This window comes from Microbispora sp. H10949 (assembly GCF_014161435.1).
Taxonomy (GTDB): Bacteria; Actinomycetota; Actinomycetes; order Streptosporangiales; family Streptosporangiaceae; genus Microbispora; species Microbispora triticiradicis.
Genome location: NZ_JABBWZ010000006.1, coordinates 156247 through 172378, shown reverse-complemented (window position 1 = coordinate 172378; position 16132 = coordinate 156247). Strand labels below are relative to the sequence as shown.

Here is a 16132-nt window from a genome sequence, read left to right as displayed (position 1 = left end):
GCAGCGAACCGCCCACATCAGCAGTGGTGGATCACGTGCAATGGTGAAACTTTCAGCGGCGATGTGATCACACTCGCCGGCCCGCTCAGTCTGCGCCGGTCACGGAGCGGAGGCGTCGGCCGACCCACGCCGCCGAGGTACCGCCGCCCTTCCTCACCCGCCGTGCGCTCTGTACGGCGGGCGGCCCCTGGCCCGAGGGACTTGACAGGAAGTCAAAGTTGAATACTATTAGTGATGCGTAGCCCACTCGGGGTTACGAAGTGAAGCCGGGTTAACCTCCGCAGGTGGTGGCCCGGCTTTCGCGTGTTCAGAGGTCATGCAGGCTCACAGCCCACGTACGAAAGCGCATCCCCCAAGCCGACAGTTCCGGGGTCCTCGCCTCGCGCCAGCGCCCTCGCCGTACTGCTCACCACTACGTCCGCCACCCACAGGAGCGGCTCCTTCGCGACCGCGGCCTGCCCGTATACGAAACGTGGCGGCCGGCCTGCCGCAACTCTCAGGAGCCGATACGCCTTCAGGGTGTACGACCCCCGCCGCTCCGGGTTCGGATCGCGGGTTCTTCAGAGCGTCCGGACAGGCGCCTAATGAAGGTGGTCGGAGAGGTAGCGGCGGACGAGGCGTTTGCATTCGGCGATGAGGTCGGGGTCGCCGTCCGGGTGGGCGCGGAAGGCCAGCTTGAGCACGGCGTCGGCGGCCTCGACGGCGACCACGAAGGCGCGGGACAGGCCGTCGCCCGGCACGACGCCGAGCACCTCCACCATCATCGAGCGCAGCCGGTCGGCCACGACCACGTTGTTCTCCAGGGCCTCGTCGAGCATCCGCTGGGTGCCGGGCAGGGCCGGGCCGCCGGGGGCGGCCAGCACCTCGCCGAAGTCCACCACCCCGAAGCCGGGCATGGTGCGCTTCATCCGGACGAACTCGTCGATGCCGAGGTCGACCGCGCCGGCCCAGTCGGACAGCCGCGCGTCGGACAGCAGGGTCGCCATCCGGTCCAGGTAGGCCTCCAGGTTCCGCAGCGCGAGCGCGCGGACCAGGCTCTGCTTGTCCGTGAAGAACTGGTAGAAGGTGCCGATCGGCACCTCGGCCCGGCGGGCGACCTCCTTGGTCGTCAGCGCCTCGTACCCCACCTCGTCGAGCAGCCCGGCGCACTCGTCGAGCATGCGCTCCACGCGCTCCTGACTGCGGCGCTGGGCGGGCCGCCGGCGCAACGTTCCCCCTGTGGTCATGCCGCCATTGTCTCCCGCCCATCAGGCGGATACGTTAACGCGAGTAACACTCATGATAACGGGAGACGGCATGTTCCTGTGGGGTACGGCCACCGCGTCCTACCAGATCGAAGGAGCCGTCGCGGAGGACGGCCGGGGCCCCTCCGTCTGGGACACCTTCTCCCACACCCCCCACAAGGTCCGTGACGGGCATACCGGCGACGTCGCCTGCGACCACTATCACCGGTACGCCGAGGACGTCGCCCTGATGGCCGGTCTGGGGGTGGACGCCTACCGGTTCTCGATCGCCTGGCCGCGGGTCCTGCCGACCGGCCGGGGCCGGGTCAACCAGGCCGGGCTCGACTTCTACGACCGCCTCGTGGACGCGCTCCACGAGAAGGGGATCACCCCGGTCCCGACGCTCTTCCACTGGGACCTGCCGCAGGCCCTGGAGGACGAGGGCGGCTGGCTCGACCGCGACACGTCGCGATATTTCGCCGACTACGCCGCCGTCGTGGCCGACCGGCTCGCCGACCGGGTCTCCATGTGGATCACACTGAACGAGCCGTTCGTCCACATGGTGTACGGATACGCCCTCGGCATGCACGCCCCCGGCAGGACGCTCATGCTCGGCGCGCTGCCGACCGCCCACCACCAGCTACTCGGCCACGGCCTGGCAACACAGGCGCTGCGGGCGGCCGGAGCGCGCCACGTGCTGATCACGAACAACTGCACGCCCGTCTGGCCGGCCTCCGGCTCCGAGCAGGACCTCGCCGCCGCCGAGGCGTACGACGTCCTGCACAACCGGCTGTTCAACGACCCGGTCCTCACCGGCGCCTACCCCGACCTATCGGCGTACGGCGTGGAACTGCCCGTGAAGACAGGCGACCTGGAGACGATCGCCCAGCCGCTCGACGGCCTGGGCGTCAACTACTACATGCCGACGCGGATTTCCGGCCCCGGCGGGGGCGACCTGCCGTTCGAGTTCGAGCCGATCTCCGGTCATCCCGTGACCGCCTTCGGCTGGCCCGTCGTCCCCGGCGGCCTCCGCGAGCTGCTCGGCTCCCTCACCGCCCGGTACGGCGACGCGCTCCCGCCCGTCTACGTCACCGAGAACGGCTGCTCGTACGACGGCCTGGACGACCAGGAGCGGATCGCCTACCTCGACGGCCACATCCGGGCGATGCGGGAGGCGGACGCGGACGTGCGCGGCTACTTCGTCTGGTCGCTGCTGGACAACTTCGAGTGGGCCGAGGGCTACCATCAGCGGTTCGGCCTGGTCCACGTCGACTTCGAGACCCTGAGGCGCACCCCGAAGGCGTCCTACCACTGGTTCGCGGACTTCCTGAAGGCTCAGAGCACCGACACGTGAACGTGGTCGTAGTGGTTGGCGGTGATCCCCCCGCGGTCGGACATCATCCGCCACCCGGCCCCGGTGCGCATGTCGTAGAAGCGCTGCTGCCAGATGATGTACATGATCCCGTACTGGCTCGCGTGCTGGATGCACCACTGGGCGAGGGCGTCGCCCCGCTCCTTGGCCACCGCGTCGGGCATGCGGCCGCCGCTGCTCATCATGAAGTCGCAGGCGCGGCCCTTGCCGTGTTCGCCCGGGTCCCCCGGCCGCAGGCAGCCGACGCTGAAGGGCATCGGGAACTGCGACATGATCGCGTTGCGCACCGTGATCATGCGCTGGGTCAGGCCGCTGCCGGCGTCGGGGGCCTGGAAGCCGTACTTGGCCATCAGGGTCTCGATCTCGCGCCGCTTCGCCTTCAGCTCCTTGATGTGGCGCTGCAGCTTGTCGATCTCGGCGTCGGCGTCGCGGCTCGCCTTCCGCTGCTTGGCGATCAACGCCCTGATGCCGTTCAGCCGCTCCGACTTCGCGTCGCCCAGATAGGCCAGCGTCGACAGCGAGTTCAGGTCGCCCGACACCGAGAAGAGCTGTGAGGCGTCCATGCCGCCGCTCATGTAGGAGGTCTGGGCGAACTGGGTGACCGCCCGCTGGGCCGCGCGCAGGTCCACCTTCAGCTTCCCGACCTTGGCGGACGCCTTCTTGGCGGCCAGTTCCGCGTCCTCCAGGCTGAGGATCTCCCCGCGGTACTCCTTCTGCAGCGCGGCGGCCTCCTTCGTCAGCCTGCGCAGTTTGGCCTGCTGGCCGGGCTCGGCCGAGGCGGTGAACGCGCCTGAGACAGCGGGTGCGGCGAGGAGCACGGTGGTGACCACCGCCAGTCTGGCCCAGCGTCCCGACCGCACGTCGACCTCCACTCGGATTCGGTCCGAAACTATAGGAGACGATCTTTATGTCTGCTAGCGGAACAGGAGAAACTGTTGGGTTGAAAGCGAGCAATCGTCGGGTTCCGCGTTCTGTGATCGATTCGAGACTTACGCGTCGCCTTACTGCACTTGAACGTGGATTGACCGCGACGGAGATTCGGGAGATCGCTACCCCTCACGAAGGGCTCCTCGATGTCCCGACGAGTGATCGTCTCGACCCTGGCCGCCGTGGCCCTCGGCGCGGCGCTCCTGGCGCCGGCCGTGCCGGCGCAGGCCGGCCAGGGCGACCCGCTCCCGCCCACGGACCAGATCGACCTCTACCAGCTCGACAGCGCGCCCGGAACCGCGGCCACGCTGAACCAGAAGGGCTTCGACGTCGTCCAGCAGCACCCCTCGGGCGACCAGGAGCACGTCGAGCTGACGGCGACGCCCGCCGACGTCAAGAAGCTCCAGATCCTCGGCTACCGGCCGCAACCGGTTCGCAACCCCCAGGGCCAGACGCAGTTGCAGGCGGCCAGGGCCCAGGCGGCCGGCGGATACACCGTCTGGAGGTCCTACTCGGAGAAGGGCGGCATCGCCGACCAGCTCAAGGCCATCGCGGACGCCAACAAGGACGTCGCGAAGCTGGAGTCGATCGGGAAGACCGTCCAGGGTAAGGACATCCTCGCCCTCAAGCTGACCGCGCTGGCCCGGGTGCTGCCCGACGGCCTGAAGCCCGCCGTGCTCTACTCCGCCACCCAGCACGCCCGGGAGTGGATCGCGACCGAGGTCGACATGCGGCTGCTGAAGTACCTGGTGGCCAACAAGGGCAAGTCCGACGTCGCGAAGCTGCTGGCCACCACCGAGGTGTGGTTCGTGCCGGTGGCCAACCCCGACGGCTACGACTTCACCTTCACCGAGGGCAACCGGCTCTGGCGCAAGAACCTCCGCGACAACGACGGCGACGGCCAGATCACCGGCGTCGACGGGGTCGACCCCAACCGCAACTACCCCACCAAGTGGGGATACGACGAGGAGGGCTCCTCCAGCGTCTTCAGCAGCGAGACCTACCGCGGCACCGCCCCGGCGTCGGAGCCCGAGACCCGGGCCCTGGACGGCCTGCTCAAGCGGCTGCGCTTCAAGGCCCAGGTCAACTACCACTCGTACGGCCCGCTGCTGCTCTATCCCGAGGGCTGGCAGGTCCAGACGACGACCGCGGACGATCCCATCTACCTGGCCCTGACCGGGACCGACGAGAAGCCCGCCGTGCCCGGCTTCGACCCCGGCGTCGGCGCCGAGCTCTACACCACCAACGGCGAGACCACCGACCACGCGCACAAGGCGTACGGCACGCTCGCCTGGACGCCGGAGCTGGAGGAGGGCTGTGACGGCTGCGGCTTCGTGTTCCCCGACGACGAGGGGCTGGTGCAGGCCGAGTTCGAGAAGCAACTGCCGTTCGCGCTGGACATCGCGAAGTCGGCGCTGAACCCGAGCGAGCCCGTCAGCCACCTCGGCAACACGGTCCCCGACTTCGTCGTCGACCCGTTCGACGTCAGCTACGGCACCGACCAGGTCGTGCAGGTCGACGCCAAGCGCAAGCTCGGTCCCGTCGTCCTCAACTACCAGATCAACGGCGGACGGACGAAGATCGCGCCAACGAGCGAGTGGAAGGGCGGCGAGCGGTACGGCGAGGGCTACGACACCTACTTCCACCGGCTGAGGGGCACGGTGAAGGGCGCCAAGCCCGGTGACCGGGTGAAGGTCTGGTTCACCTCGCTCCTCAGGAAGAGCGACGACTTCACCTACACGGTGTCCACGGACATCGGCGGGAAGGTGCTGGTCGTCGCGGCGGAGGACGTCACGGGGATCAGCCCCGCGCAGGGCGCGACCGAGGCGAAGTACGCCGGGGCCTACACCACGGCGCTGACCGGGTCCGGCTACTCCTCCGACGTGTACGACGTGGACAAGAACGGCCGGAAGGCGCCCCACCCGCTCGGGGTCCTCAGCCACTACAAGGCCGTCGTCTGGGAGACCGGCGACGACATCATCCCCCGCGCGGCCGGGCAGCCCGGCGGCACCGCCGCGAACCTGGCCGAGGAGCTGGAACTCGCGTTCCGCGACTACCTCAACGAGGGCGGCAAACTGCTCGTCACCGGAAAGTACGCGTTGTACGGCCAGAACGTCGACGGCGCCTACTGGTACGAGCCGGACTATCCGGCGCAGCCCGAGTGCACGACGCTGAGCAAGCCGCCGTGCCTGGCGCTCAGCAACGACTTCGTGCAGTACTACCTCGGCGCCTACACCTTCGTGGAAGGCGGCGGCCAGGACGCGGACGGCGCCACGGTGCCGCTGCAGGGCACGAGCGGCGCCTTCGCCGGGTTCCTCGGCACGCTCAACGGCGGCGACTCGCCCGGCAACCAGAACCACACCTCCGCGTTCGTCACGACCTCGTCGGTGCTGCCGGTCGGCCGGTTCCCGCAGTTCGCCAGTGCGGCCCCGCTGAAGTGGCAGTACGCCGGGGGCTCGCCCTTCGCGCCGCACACCGGCGCGTGGGACGTGCAGAGCGGCGAGGCGGACCAGTCGTACAAGCGGCTCACGAGGACGATCGACCTCACCGGCAAGACCAGTGGCGAGCTGTCGTTCTGGACGTCGTACAACACCGAGCCGGACTGGGACTTCCTGACCGTCGAGGCGCACACGGCCGGCCAGGACGACTGGACGACGCTCCCCGACGCGAACGGGCACACCACGCAGGAGCCCGGTGAGAGCTGCGCCGGCGGCTGGGCGGACCTCCACCCGTTCACCGCCCACTACCAGACGTACGACGGCGCCTCGTCGTGCACGGCGACCGGCACCACCGGCGCCTGGAACGCGGCCTCCGGCTCGTCGAACGGCTGGCAGCAGTGGACGATCGACCTGACGGCGTACGCGGGCAAGCAGGTCGAGGTGTCGATCTCCTACATCAGCGACTGGGGCACCCAGGGCCTCGGCGTCTGGCTGGACGACGCGACGGTCAAGGCCGACGGCGCGGTCGTCTCGCAGACCTCGTTCGAGGACGGCCTCGGCGGCTGGACCGTCGCGGGCCCGCCCCCGGGCTCGGCGGACGCGCTGAACGACTGGACGCGCAGCGACCAGACACTGGAGGACGGCGCGGGCGTCACGACGCAGGACACGGTCTACTTCGGCTTCGGCGCCGAGGGTGCGACGACCCAGGCCATGCGGACCGACCTGGTCCGCCGGTCGATGCGGCACCTGCTCGGACCGGCCCTTCCGTAGGGCTGCGCCGGAGAACCCGTGGCCCGGTCCTCGCCGTACGGCGAGGGCCGGGCCACGGCCGCGCTCCTGCCGTGCCGGCTCTTGCCAACACCGAGCAGAACATGATTCGGTCTCCGTGTGTGGTCAAGCCCGATCGGGGAGGCAGGCATGCGGCAGCACGACACGCTGTTCGTCGGCGGCGACTGGGTGGCCCCCGCGGGCACGGGCACGATCGAGGTGGTCTCCCCGCACACCGAGGAGGTCGTCGGCCGGGTCCCGGACGGCACCGCGGCCGACATGAACCGCGCGGTCGCGGCCGCCAGAGACGCCTTCGACAACGGGCCGTGGCCACGCATGACGATGGCCGAGCGCGCGGCGGTGGTGGGACGCCTCGCGGAGATCTACGAGGCGCGCCAGGCCGAGATGGCCGAGCTGATCACGCTGGAGATGGGCGCCCCGATCACGTTCTCCCGGCTCGCCCAGACCCCGCAGCCGCTGGGGATGCTGAAGTACTTCGCCGGTCTCGGCGCCGCCTTCCCCGTCGAGGAGGAGCGGCCCGGCCTGTTCGGCCCCGTGACCGTCCGCCGCGAACCGGTCGGCGTCGTCGCGGCCGTGGTCCCCTGGAACGTCCCCCAGTTCGTCACGATGAGCAAGCTGGCCCCGGCGCTCGTCGCGGGCTGCACCGTCGTGCTCAAGCCCGCCCCCGAGACGCCTCTCGACGCCTACCTGCTCGCCGAGATGATCCACGACGCCGGGGTCCCCGCCGGGGTCGTGAACATCGTCCCGGCCGGCCGTGAGGCGGGCGAGCACCTCGTCTCCCACCCGGGCGTCGACAAGGTCGCCTTCACCGGCTCGACCGCGGCCGGCCGCCGGATCGCCGCGATCTGCGGCGAGCGGCTCAAGCGGTGCACCCTGGAGCTGGGCGGCAAGTCGGCGGCGATCATCCTGGACGACTGCGACCTGCCCTCGGCCATGGGCATGCTGTCGATGGCCACGCTGATGAACAACGGCCAGGCGTGCGTGGCGCAGACCCGCGTCCTCGCCTCCCGCGCCCGGTACGACGAGGTGGTGCAGGCCGTCGCCCACATGGTGACGAGCCAGCGGGTGGGCGACCCCGCCGACCCGGCCACCGGCATCGGCCCGCTGGTGGCCCGGCGCCAGCAGGAGCGGGTCGAGGGTTACATCAGGTCGGGCGTCGAGGAGGGGGCCAAGCCCGTCGTCGGCGGCCTCGACCGGCCGTACGACCGGGGCTGGTACGTCGCCCCCACCGTCTTCGCCGGCGCCACCAACGACATGCGCATCGCCCGCGAGGAGATCTTCGGCCCGGTCCTCACGGTGATCCCGTACGAGGACGAGGCGGACGCCGTGCGGATCGCCAACGACAGCGACTACGGCCTGTCCGGCTCGGTCTGGACCGGCGACGCCGAACACGGCATGGGGATCGCCCGCCAGGTGCGTACCGGCACGTACGGCGTCAACACGATGCACACGCTCGACCCGAACACCCCGTTCGGCGGGTTCAAGGCCAGCGGCCTCGGCCGTGAACTCGGCCCCGAGGGCCTTTCGGCCTACCTGGAGCACAAGTCCATCGCCCGCCTGGGCTGATGCGTGCGTCCCTCCGGCCTGGTGCGGCACGCGTGCCGCACCAGGCCGGTGGACCGCCCAGCGCGCCCCCGCGACGCTGCGCTTCCCGCTCACCTTCGAGGCGCTCACACCCGGCAGGTCGTGCCGGAGGCACGCCATGAACACTTCCCTCGTCGTGCTCTGGTCGCTTCGCTCCCGCGCACTCCTCAGTCCAGACGCCGGCGCGCCCCTCAGGCTCGCTCTGGCCATATAGACGACCCTTACGCGGGTTTGGTTCGCGAAATCCACCGACCAATTCTGCGAATCAGATCGGGGGTGGCCGCCGCCTCGGCGTGGCCGTAGCCGGGCTCGATCCAGAGCTCCTTCGGCTCCCCGGCGCTTTCGTAGAGCTGGTGGGCGTGTTCGACGGGGAAGAACGGGTCCCGGTCCCCGTGCACGATCAGCAAGGGCGTGGGGGCGACCATCGGCGCCGCCTCGTGCGGCGGGAGCGGCACGGGGTCCCATCCTTCGACCGCGATCCTGGTCCGCTTGGCCAGCCGGACCGCCAGCCGCCCGTGCCAGCGCTCGATCGCCCAGTGCACCTGGCGCATGGGCTTGGTGCCCCGGTAGTACCAGCGGGCCGGACCGCTCACCGAGACCACCGCGTCCACGCCCCCGTGCAGCGCGGCGTGCCGTACGACGACGGCCGCGCCCATCGAGAAGCCGAGCGTGACGATCCGGCGGTAACCGATCGAGCGGGCGAGCTTGACCGCCGCGTCCACGTCGAGGACTTCCAGGTCACCGACCGTCGACCGGCCGCCGGAGCGTCCGTGGCCCCGGAAGTCGAACGACACCACCCCGCCGAACCTCGACAGGACGTGCACGATGCGCCGGGTGTCCGGCCCTCTCCACGTGCCGGTGAACCCGTGCGCGACCACGACGCCGAGGTCGAGAGAGCCGTTGGGCGTGTGCGCCGCGTCGATGCGGACGCCGTCCGCCGTGCGCAGCATCGCTCCGTAAGCAGCAGCGAGAGCCATGCCTCCGACCTTATTTCCCCCCATGTCACTTCTCTCCCGCATGCCGCCCCCACGCGACGGGAAACTGTCACAGGTCGGCGGTCGAGCGCAGCCGGTCCCAGGCGACCCCCAGCCTGACCTCGTCGTCGTCGAGCGACTCGATCTGGTCCCACTCGGCGTACCGGATCTCGCCGTGCATGCGCCGCACGAGGGCGCCGAGCAGCGACGGCCGCCAGAGACCAGGACCGCGCTCGTACCCGAAGAGCCGCCCGGCACGCCGCCGGGCGATCAGCAGACCGGCGAGCCGGAAGGCCTGCCGGACCTCCGCGAGCAGCGGCCCGTCCTGAACGAGGCGGACGTCCGCCGTGTCACCGGCGACCTCCCCCGACGGGCCGCGGACCGTACGGCCGATCAGTCCGCCGAGCCGCATCGTGTCCGGCCTGTCCTCCTCCCTCTCCCGCACCCTGAGGGTCTGCTCCGACGCGTCCCCCGCCGCGCTTTCGGGAACATCCTGCTCGGGTGTGCCCGCCGCTCCCGGGATCCGGCCGACGACGTTCCTGGTCAGCCAGCGCTCCAGCGCCAGGTCCTGCGGGTGGCCGGCCACCCGCACGGCGCTGCCGACGTCGGTCACCAGGCTCATGTCGATGCGGTACGGCCCGGGCCGCGCCTCCCCCCGGAAGAGGCGGTCGGTCTCCGTCATCAGCCATCCCGGCAGACCGCCGAGACGTGGACCGAGCGCCAGCGGCCCCGACAGGATCGCCGTGACGTACGGCCGGTCGCCGGGCCGCACCTCCAGGTCGTCCACCTTGCACAGCAGGCGGTCGTCGCTCTCCCTGACGACCTGCCGGTCGAGCAGGTGCAGGCGGGCGTGCAGCACCCGCGCGTGCTCGTTCACGGTTCCCTCGCCTCCCGGGTCGTCACTGGCCCGCCTTCGTCGCGATCATCAGGGGGATGGCCGCGAGCGCCACGACGAGCAGCAGCACCATGTAGAAGCTGCCCAGCACGTTGCTGAATCTGCCGTTGACCTTCGCCCCCATGTAGTCGGGATCGTTGGCGATCATGAGAACCGGCAGGTAGGTGAGCGGCAGGGCCGCGGCCGAGAAGACCAGCGAATACTCGGTCACCTTGATCGGGTCGATGGTGGTGAGGATCAGCGCGGTCGCGACGATCACCGAGGCGAGCACGGTCACGTGGAACCGGGCGGCGCGGCCGGGCACCACATACTTGCCCCACTGCCAGCCGAAATACTGGCTCAGCGAGTAGCCCGACGACAGGGCGGTCTCCAGCGTCGCGCCGAACGTGGCCGCGAACACCCCGAGGATCACCACACCGAGCCCGACCTTGCCCAGTCCCTCGGCGACCGGCAGCACCATCTGCCCGAGCGAGCCTGGCTCGGCCTCGGCCGGCATGAAGACGGTCGCCGCGCACGCCGCGATCGCCAGCGACAGCGCACCGCCGAGGGGGAAGCCGACGAACACGTTCGCCCGCGCGGTCACCAGGTCCTTGCGCGTCCACTTCTCCTCGACGCCGCCCGAGGAGAAGAAGAACACCTCGTACGGCGTCATCGCCCCGCCGAGCAGCGCGATCGCGTAGTAGAGGTAGGTCGGCACCCCCTCGTCCTGCGGCGGCCGGGCGAGCTGCGTGGTCAGCTCGCCCCAGTCGGGCCCGAGCTGCCACAGCGCGACGATGAACACGACGAGCGCGAGCCCGGCGAGCCCGAAGACGCGTTCCATGGTCTCGAACTTCACCCGCCACATGACCAGCCAGGCGACCAGGGCCACCGGCGGCACCCACAACAGGTAGTTGATCCCGGTCACCAGCTCCAGCGCGAGCGCGGAGCCGCCGATCTCGGCCGCGAGCGTGAGCACGTTGATGAAGAACGACGCGCCGAGGTTGACCAGCCCGGCACGCGGACCCATGCGCTCGCGGACGAGATCGAAGACCGGCCGCTGCGACACCGCCGCGATCCTGCCGGACATCTCGGCGAAGACGCAGATCCCGATGATGCCGACGATCACCACCCACGCGAGGGACATCCCGAACCTCGACCCCACGACGGCGTTGGCGACCAGGTCGCCGATGTCCACGAAGCCGCCGAAGGCCGTCAGGATGCCGAGCGTGACCGCGAGGAGTCTCTTCATCTGTGCTTCTCCGCGAAGTCGCTCAGCTCGCTCGCGAGCCCGTCCAGGTCCCGTACGGCCGCCTCCGGGTCCTTGACCCCGTCGCGACGCCACTGGATGAGCAGGTCCGCCACCTCGCTCTCGGCCCTCTCGGTCAGGCGCAGCACCTCGTCCCTGACGCGGTCCGAGGAGTCCGAGGGCGGTTGCACGCCGCCGAACTGGTCGTTCACGCTGCTCAGGTCCTGCACCGCCTCGGTCAGCACCACCTCGGCGTACGGCCCCGTCATCCGGTCCCGGTGCGCCACGACGGAACGCGCGAACCGCACGGCCGAGACGGCCGACTCGGCCGTCTTCCCGGCCTTGAGCGCGTAGTCGTGGTCGTCCCACGCGGGGCTGACGCAGGCGGACAGCAGGAGTGCCGTCAGGAGGGCGAGCGGAGCCAGCCGAGCAAGCGGGATCATGTGCGCCGCCGCAGCAGGAGGTAGGCGAGGACGAGGAGCGGCACGAGCAACTCCGCCCAGGCGATCAGCAGCACGAGTCCTTCATCCGTCACAGCCGATTCACCTGCCCGGACGGCAGGCCTTTGAACGGAGTGGAATGCGAGCGGCGGCGCCGGCGTTGCCATCGAGGGCCCCGGAGCCGTCGGCGCGTGCCGGCGATCGGGATCAACTAAACTGGTATGGCCGCGTCTTGCGGCTGCTGTGCGTCTCGCTTCGGTCCCGGGACGCGGACGACACCCCGACGAACCAGAGCGAGACTTCCCTATGCCTATGAACACCCGCGACGACCTGCGGAACATCGCGATCATCGCGCACGTCGACCACGGCAAGACCACGCTGGTCGACGCCATGCTCTGGCAGTCCGGCGCGTTCCGGGCCAACCAGGACGTGGACGAGCGCGTCATGGACTCCAACGACCTGGAGCGCGAGAAGGGCATCACCATTCTCGCCAAGAACACCGCCGTCAGGCACGGCGGCATGACGCTGAACATCATCGACACCCCCGGCCACGCCGACTTCGGCGGCGAGGTCGAGCGCGGGCTGTCGATGGTCGACGGCGTCGTGCTGCTGGTGGACGCCTCCGAGGGCCCGCTGCCGCAGACCCGCTTCGTGCTGCGCAAGGCGCTGTCGGCCAAGATGCCGGTCATCCTGTGCATCAACAAGGTCGACCGCCCGGACGCCCGGATCGCCGAGGTCGTCGACGAGGTGTACGAGCTGTTCATCGACCTGGACGCCACCGAGGAGCAGATCGACTTCCCGATCGTGTACGCCTCGGCCAAGGCGGGCCGGGCGTCGCTGGCGCGTCCCGCCGACGGCGGCATGCCCGACTCGCCCGACCTTGAGCCGCTATTCGAGACGATCAAGAAGACGATCCCGGCGCCGGTGTACGACCCCTCCGCGCCGCTCCAGGCGCACGTCACCAACCTCGACGCCTCCAGCTACCTGGGCCGGATCGCGCTGTGCCGGGTCCACCACGGCACCATCCGCAAGGGCCAGCAGGTCGCCTGGTGCCGCACCGACGGCACCGTCCAGCGCGTCAAGATCTCCGAGCTGCTGATGACCGAGGCGCTGGAGCGCAAGCCCGCCGAGGAGGCCGGGCCGGGCGACATCATCGCCATCGCCGGCATCCCGGAGATCATGATCGGTGAGACGCTGGCCGACCCGGACGACCCGCGCCCGCTGCCGCTGATCACGGTCGACGAGCCGGCGATCTCCATGACGATCGGCACCAACACCAGCCCGCTGGTGGGCAAGGTCAAGGGCGCCAAGGTCACCGCCCGCCTGGTGAAGGACCGCCTCGACAAGGAACTGGTCGGCAACGTCTCGCTGCGCGTGCTGCCCACCGAGACCCCGGACGCGTGGGAGGTCCAGGGCCGCGGCGAGCTCGCCCTGGCGATCCTGGTGGAGCAGATGCGCCGCGAGGGCTACGAGCTGACCGTCGGCAAGCCGCAGGTCGTGACCAGGACGATCGACGGGAAGCTGCACGAGCCGGTCGAGCGCCTCACCGTCGACTGCCCGGAGGAGTACCTGGGCGCGGTCACCCAGCTTTTGGCCGTGCGCAAGGGCCGCATGGAGCACATGACGAACCACGGCACCGGCTGGATCCGCATGGAGTTCGTGGTGCCGTCGCGCGGCCTGATCGGCTTCCGCACCGAGTTCCTCACCGAGACCCGCGGCACCGGCCTGGTCCACCACGTCTTCGACGGCTACGAGCCGTGGTTCGGCGAGCTGCGCACCCGCAACACCGGTTCGCTGGTCGCCGACCGGTCGGGCCAGGTCACCGCGTTCGCCATGATGAACCTGCAGGAGCGCGGCACCCTGTTCGTCTCGCCCAGCACCGAGGTGTACGAGGGAATGATCGTCGGCGAGAACTCGCGCTCGGACGACATGGACGTGAACATCACCAAGGAGAAGAAGCTCACGAACATGCGCTCCTCCACCAGCGAGGAGACCGAGAAGCTGATCCCGCCGCGCGTGCTGTCGCTGGAGCAGGCCCTGGAGTTCATCCGCGACGACGAGTGCGTGGAGATCACCCCGCAGACCGTGCGCATCCGGAAGGTCGTCCTGGACTCCGCCCTCCGGGGCCGCGCCGCCGCCCGCGCCAAGCGCGCCAACTGACCTTGTCACCCGCTCGCCCGGCCCGCGACGCCAAGAACGGGTAAACGGCGGGCACAGACGGCGTCGTTCGTCCTCCTCGGCCCGGCTCACCGTGCTCTGCTGTCGGATGCGTCAAGCGTCTGAGGAGGACAGCGCCATGCCTCGCCCACCCCGTTTCGCCCTGGGTCTCTCGCTGGGACTCGCCGTGGCCGGCGGCCTCGCCCTGGGACTCGCCGCCACGGCCGTCCCCGGGGCGTCCGCCGCTCCCGCGACACCGTCACGCACCGGTGGGACGGCGGCCGCCGTCGTCAGGGACGCCTCCGGGCGCGTCCTGGGCAGCGTCCGGTTCGAGCGGTACGACCTGGAGAAGACCAGGGTCAGCGTCAGCGTGCGCGGGCTCGCCCCCGGGTTCCACGGCTTCCACATCCACGCGGCGGGCGTGTGCGACCCGCGTGCCGTCGACCGGGCCACGGGCACGCCGTTCTCCAGCGCCGGAAGCCACCTCGGCCCGGGCACGCACGGCGCCGGGGCCGGGGACATGCCTCCGCTGCTGGCCGCGGACGACGGAACCGCCTCCGCCTCCTTCGTGACCGACCGGTTCACGCTGGAGGATCTCGCGGACGCCAACGGAAGCGCGGTCGTGGTGCACGCCGGACCGGACAACTTCGCCCACATCCCGAAAAGGTACTTCCACCGCCCCGACTCGATGGGAGCCACCGGCCCGGACCTGACCACCCGCAGGACCGGCGACGCCGGCGCGCGCGTCGGCTGCGGTGTCGTCAGGCCGCGCGCCTGACCGGCGTGCCCGACCCGCATGCCCGGGGTGGACGGACGGCGGGAACGCTCCCGGCGCCACGCCGTCAGCGGTTCGTGTACGTCTTCCCCGGTGCGGGGCTGCCGAGCAGCTCGGAGACGGTGACGTACGTGAAGCCCTTGCGGTCGAGCTCGTCGAGCAGGTGGGGCAGCGCCTGCACGGTGGTGGGGTGGATGTCGTGCATCAGCACGATGTCGCCCGGCTTGGCCGCGGCGCTGCGCTGGGCGATCACGGTGGGGTTGCGGTTGAGCCAGTCGAGGGTGTCGACCGCCCACAGGATCTGGGCGAGGCCCTCCTGCTTCGACTCCTCCTCCACCGACTTGTTCGTCGCGCCGTACGGCGGGCGCATGAGCCGCATCCGGACACCGGTGACCGTCCTTACGGCCTCCTGGGTCCGCTCCAGCTCGCGCCGCAGGGCCTCGGGCGCGAGGCCGGACAGCGAGGCGTGGTCCCAGGAGTGGTTGCCGAGCTCGTGCCCCTCGGAGGCCATGCGGCGGACGAAGTCCCGGGTCTCCCCCGTGATCATCTGGCCGAGCATGAAGAACGTGGCCCGGGCGTGATGGGCGGCGAGCAGGTCGAGCACGTGCCCGGTGTACTCGGCGGGCCCGTCGTCGAAGGTCAGCGCCACGCACCGGTGCTGCCGGCAGTCGATCTGCCGGGGCGGCGGCACCGCGGGCAGGCGTGCCCCGGGCGCTCCCCGCTGCGCCCCGGCGAGCCGCCAGCGCAGCAGGTCGGCGTCGAACCGCCGCACCGGCCCGAAACGGAAGTGCGGCGCCACGGCCCGCACCGCCTTGCGCTCGGCTCCCCGCAGCGAAGGCGCGGACCTGCTCTGGGCGCATCCGGCGACCAGCGCCAACGACAGCAGCACGAATCCGATCCGCATACGACCCCCCGGAGCAGGCGGGGGGCCACGAACGTCACGGATAGCCGCCGGCGGCTCCCCCCCGCAGAACCCTGTCCAGCTCCTCCCACCAGGGCGGCACGTCCGCTTTCAGTTCGGCGTGTCTGCGAGCCACCCGGACGGCGCACCCTGCGGGATCCGTACCCAGGTGCCGGCACTTCACGGCACCCTCGCGCCAACGGTAAAACCCGTCACGGAAGGTCACGACGAGGCCTATCCACACCGAGAGGGTAGCCTCGTCGCCGATCTCGTACGCGTCGGCCACCCCGAGCGCGGCGAGTTCCGCGCGAAGTTTTTCCACCGCGACCCGCGACTCGCTCACCGGGCACCGCCCCCCTGCCCACCAGACACGTACAAAAAGGGATGTACCCAAGCTTGAGGCGGCGCCTTCCGATTCATTCTGTAATCATC

General features: G+C 70.5%; 13 protein-coding genes. 5 read left to right on the top strand and 8 right to left on the bottom strand.

The features are described from left to right. Positions 1-581: 581 nt before the first annotated feature. Complete coding sequence (locus tag HHX40_RS17255; RefSeq protein ID WP_182875413.1) at positions 582-1226, bottom strand: TetR family transcriptional regulator; 645 nt, start codon at positions 1224-1226, stop codon at positions 582-584. A gap of 70 nt (positions 1227-1296) precedes the next feature. Here HHX40_RS17255 and HHX40_RS17250 point away from each other — a divergent pair, with 70 nt between their 5' ends. Next, positions 1297-2577: a GH1 family beta-glucosidase gene (locus HHX40_RS17250; RefSeq protein WP_182881695.1), complete on the top strand. Its 1281-nt coding sequence runs from the start codon at positions 1297-1299 to the stop codon at positions 2575-2577. Here the strand turns inward: HHX40_RS17250 and HHX40_RS17245 are convergent. Further along, positions 2559-3455, bottom strand: a complete 897-nt coding sequence (locus HHX40_RS17245) for a coiled-coil domain-containing protein (RefSeq protein WP_182881398.1) — start codon at positions 3453-3455, stop codon at positions 2559-2561. The two genes, HHX40_RS17250 and HHX40_RS17245, sit on opposite strands and share 19 nt — an antisense overlap. 213 nt (positions 3456-3668) lie before the next feature. Between HHX40_RS17245 and HHX40_RS17240 the strand changes: the two genes are divergently transcribed. Next, positions 3669-6731, top strand: coding sequence for a M14 family metallopeptidase (locus HHX40_RS17240; protein WP_182881397.1), 3063 nt, complete (start codon positions 3669-3671; stop codon positions 6729-6731). Between the two features lie 147 nt (positions 6732-6878). Beyond that, positions 6879-8315: an aldehyde dehydrogenase gene (locus HHX40_RS17235; protein ID WP_182881396.1), complete on the top strand. Its 1437-nt coding sequence runs from the start codon at positions 6879-6881 to the stop codon at positions 8313-8315. Between the two features lie 239 nt (positions 8316-8554). Here HHX40_RS17235 and HHX40_RS17230 read toward each other — a convergent pair whose 3' ends face one another. The 4 genes from HHX40_RS17230 to HHX40_RS17215 form a co-directional block, all read right to left on the bottom strand. Continuing rightward, complete coding sequence (locus HHX40_RS17230) at positions 8555-9310, bottom strand: alpha/beta hydrolase (protein ID WP_259403682.1); 756 nt, start codon at positions 9308-9310, stop codon at positions 8555-8557. A gap of 67 nt (positions 9311-9377) precedes the next feature. Then, positions 9378-10184: a hypothetical protein gene (locus HHX40_RS17225; RefSeq protein ID WP_182881395.1), complete on the bottom strand. Its 807-nt coding sequence runs from the start codon at positions 10182-10184 to the stop codon at positions 9378-9380. 22 nt (positions 10185-10206) lie between these two features. After that, positions 10207-11430, bottom strand: coding sequence for an NRAMP family divalent metal transporter (locus tag HHX40_RS17220; RefSeq protein ID WP_182881394.1), 1224 nt, complete (start codon positions 11428-11430; stop codon positions 10207-10209). Beyond that, positions 11427-11870 (bottom strand): hypothetical protein, encoded by a 444-nt coding sequence (locus HHX40_RS17215; RefSeq protein ID WP_182881393.1) that lies wholly within the window; start codon positions 11868-11870, stop codon positions 11427-11429. Before HHX40_RS17215 ends, HHX40_RS17220 begins: the two co-directional genes overlap by 4 nt. A 303-nt stretch (positions 11871-12173) precedes the next feature. Between HHX40_RS17215 and typA the strand changes: the two genes are divergently transcribed. Both typA and HHX40_RS17205 read left to right on the top strand, forming a co-directional pair. Further along, the gene (gene typA / locus HHX40_RS17210) at positions 12174-14027 is read left to right on the top strand and encodes a translational GTPase TypA (RefSeq protein ID WP_117408430.1); all 1854 of its coding nucleotides are present in this window, start codon (positions 12174-12176) and stop codon (positions 14025-14027) included. Between the two features lie 136 nt (positions 14028-14163). Continuing rightward, positions 14164-14802, top strand: coding sequence for a superoxide dismutase family protein (locus HHX40_RS17205; protein ID WP_165900795.1), 639 nt, complete (start codon positions 14164-14166; stop codon positions 14800-14802). A gap of 64 nt (positions 14803-14866) precedes the next feature. Here HHX40_RS17205 and HHX40_RS17200 read toward each other — a convergent pair whose 3' ends face one another. Next, positions 14867-15703 (bottom strand): polysaccharide deacetylase family protein, encoded by an 837-nt coding sequence (locus HHX40_RS17200; protein ID WP_182875404.1) that lies wholly within the window; start codon positions 15701-15703, stop codon positions 14867-14869. Between the two features lie 34 nt (positions 15704-15737). Further along, positions 15738-16043 (bottom strand): hypothetical protein, encoded by a 306-nt coding sequence (locus tag HHX40_RS17195; protein ID WP_117408427.1) that lies wholly within the window; start codon positions 16041-16043, stop codon positions 15738-15740. Positions 16044-16132: the final 89 nt, after the last annotated feature.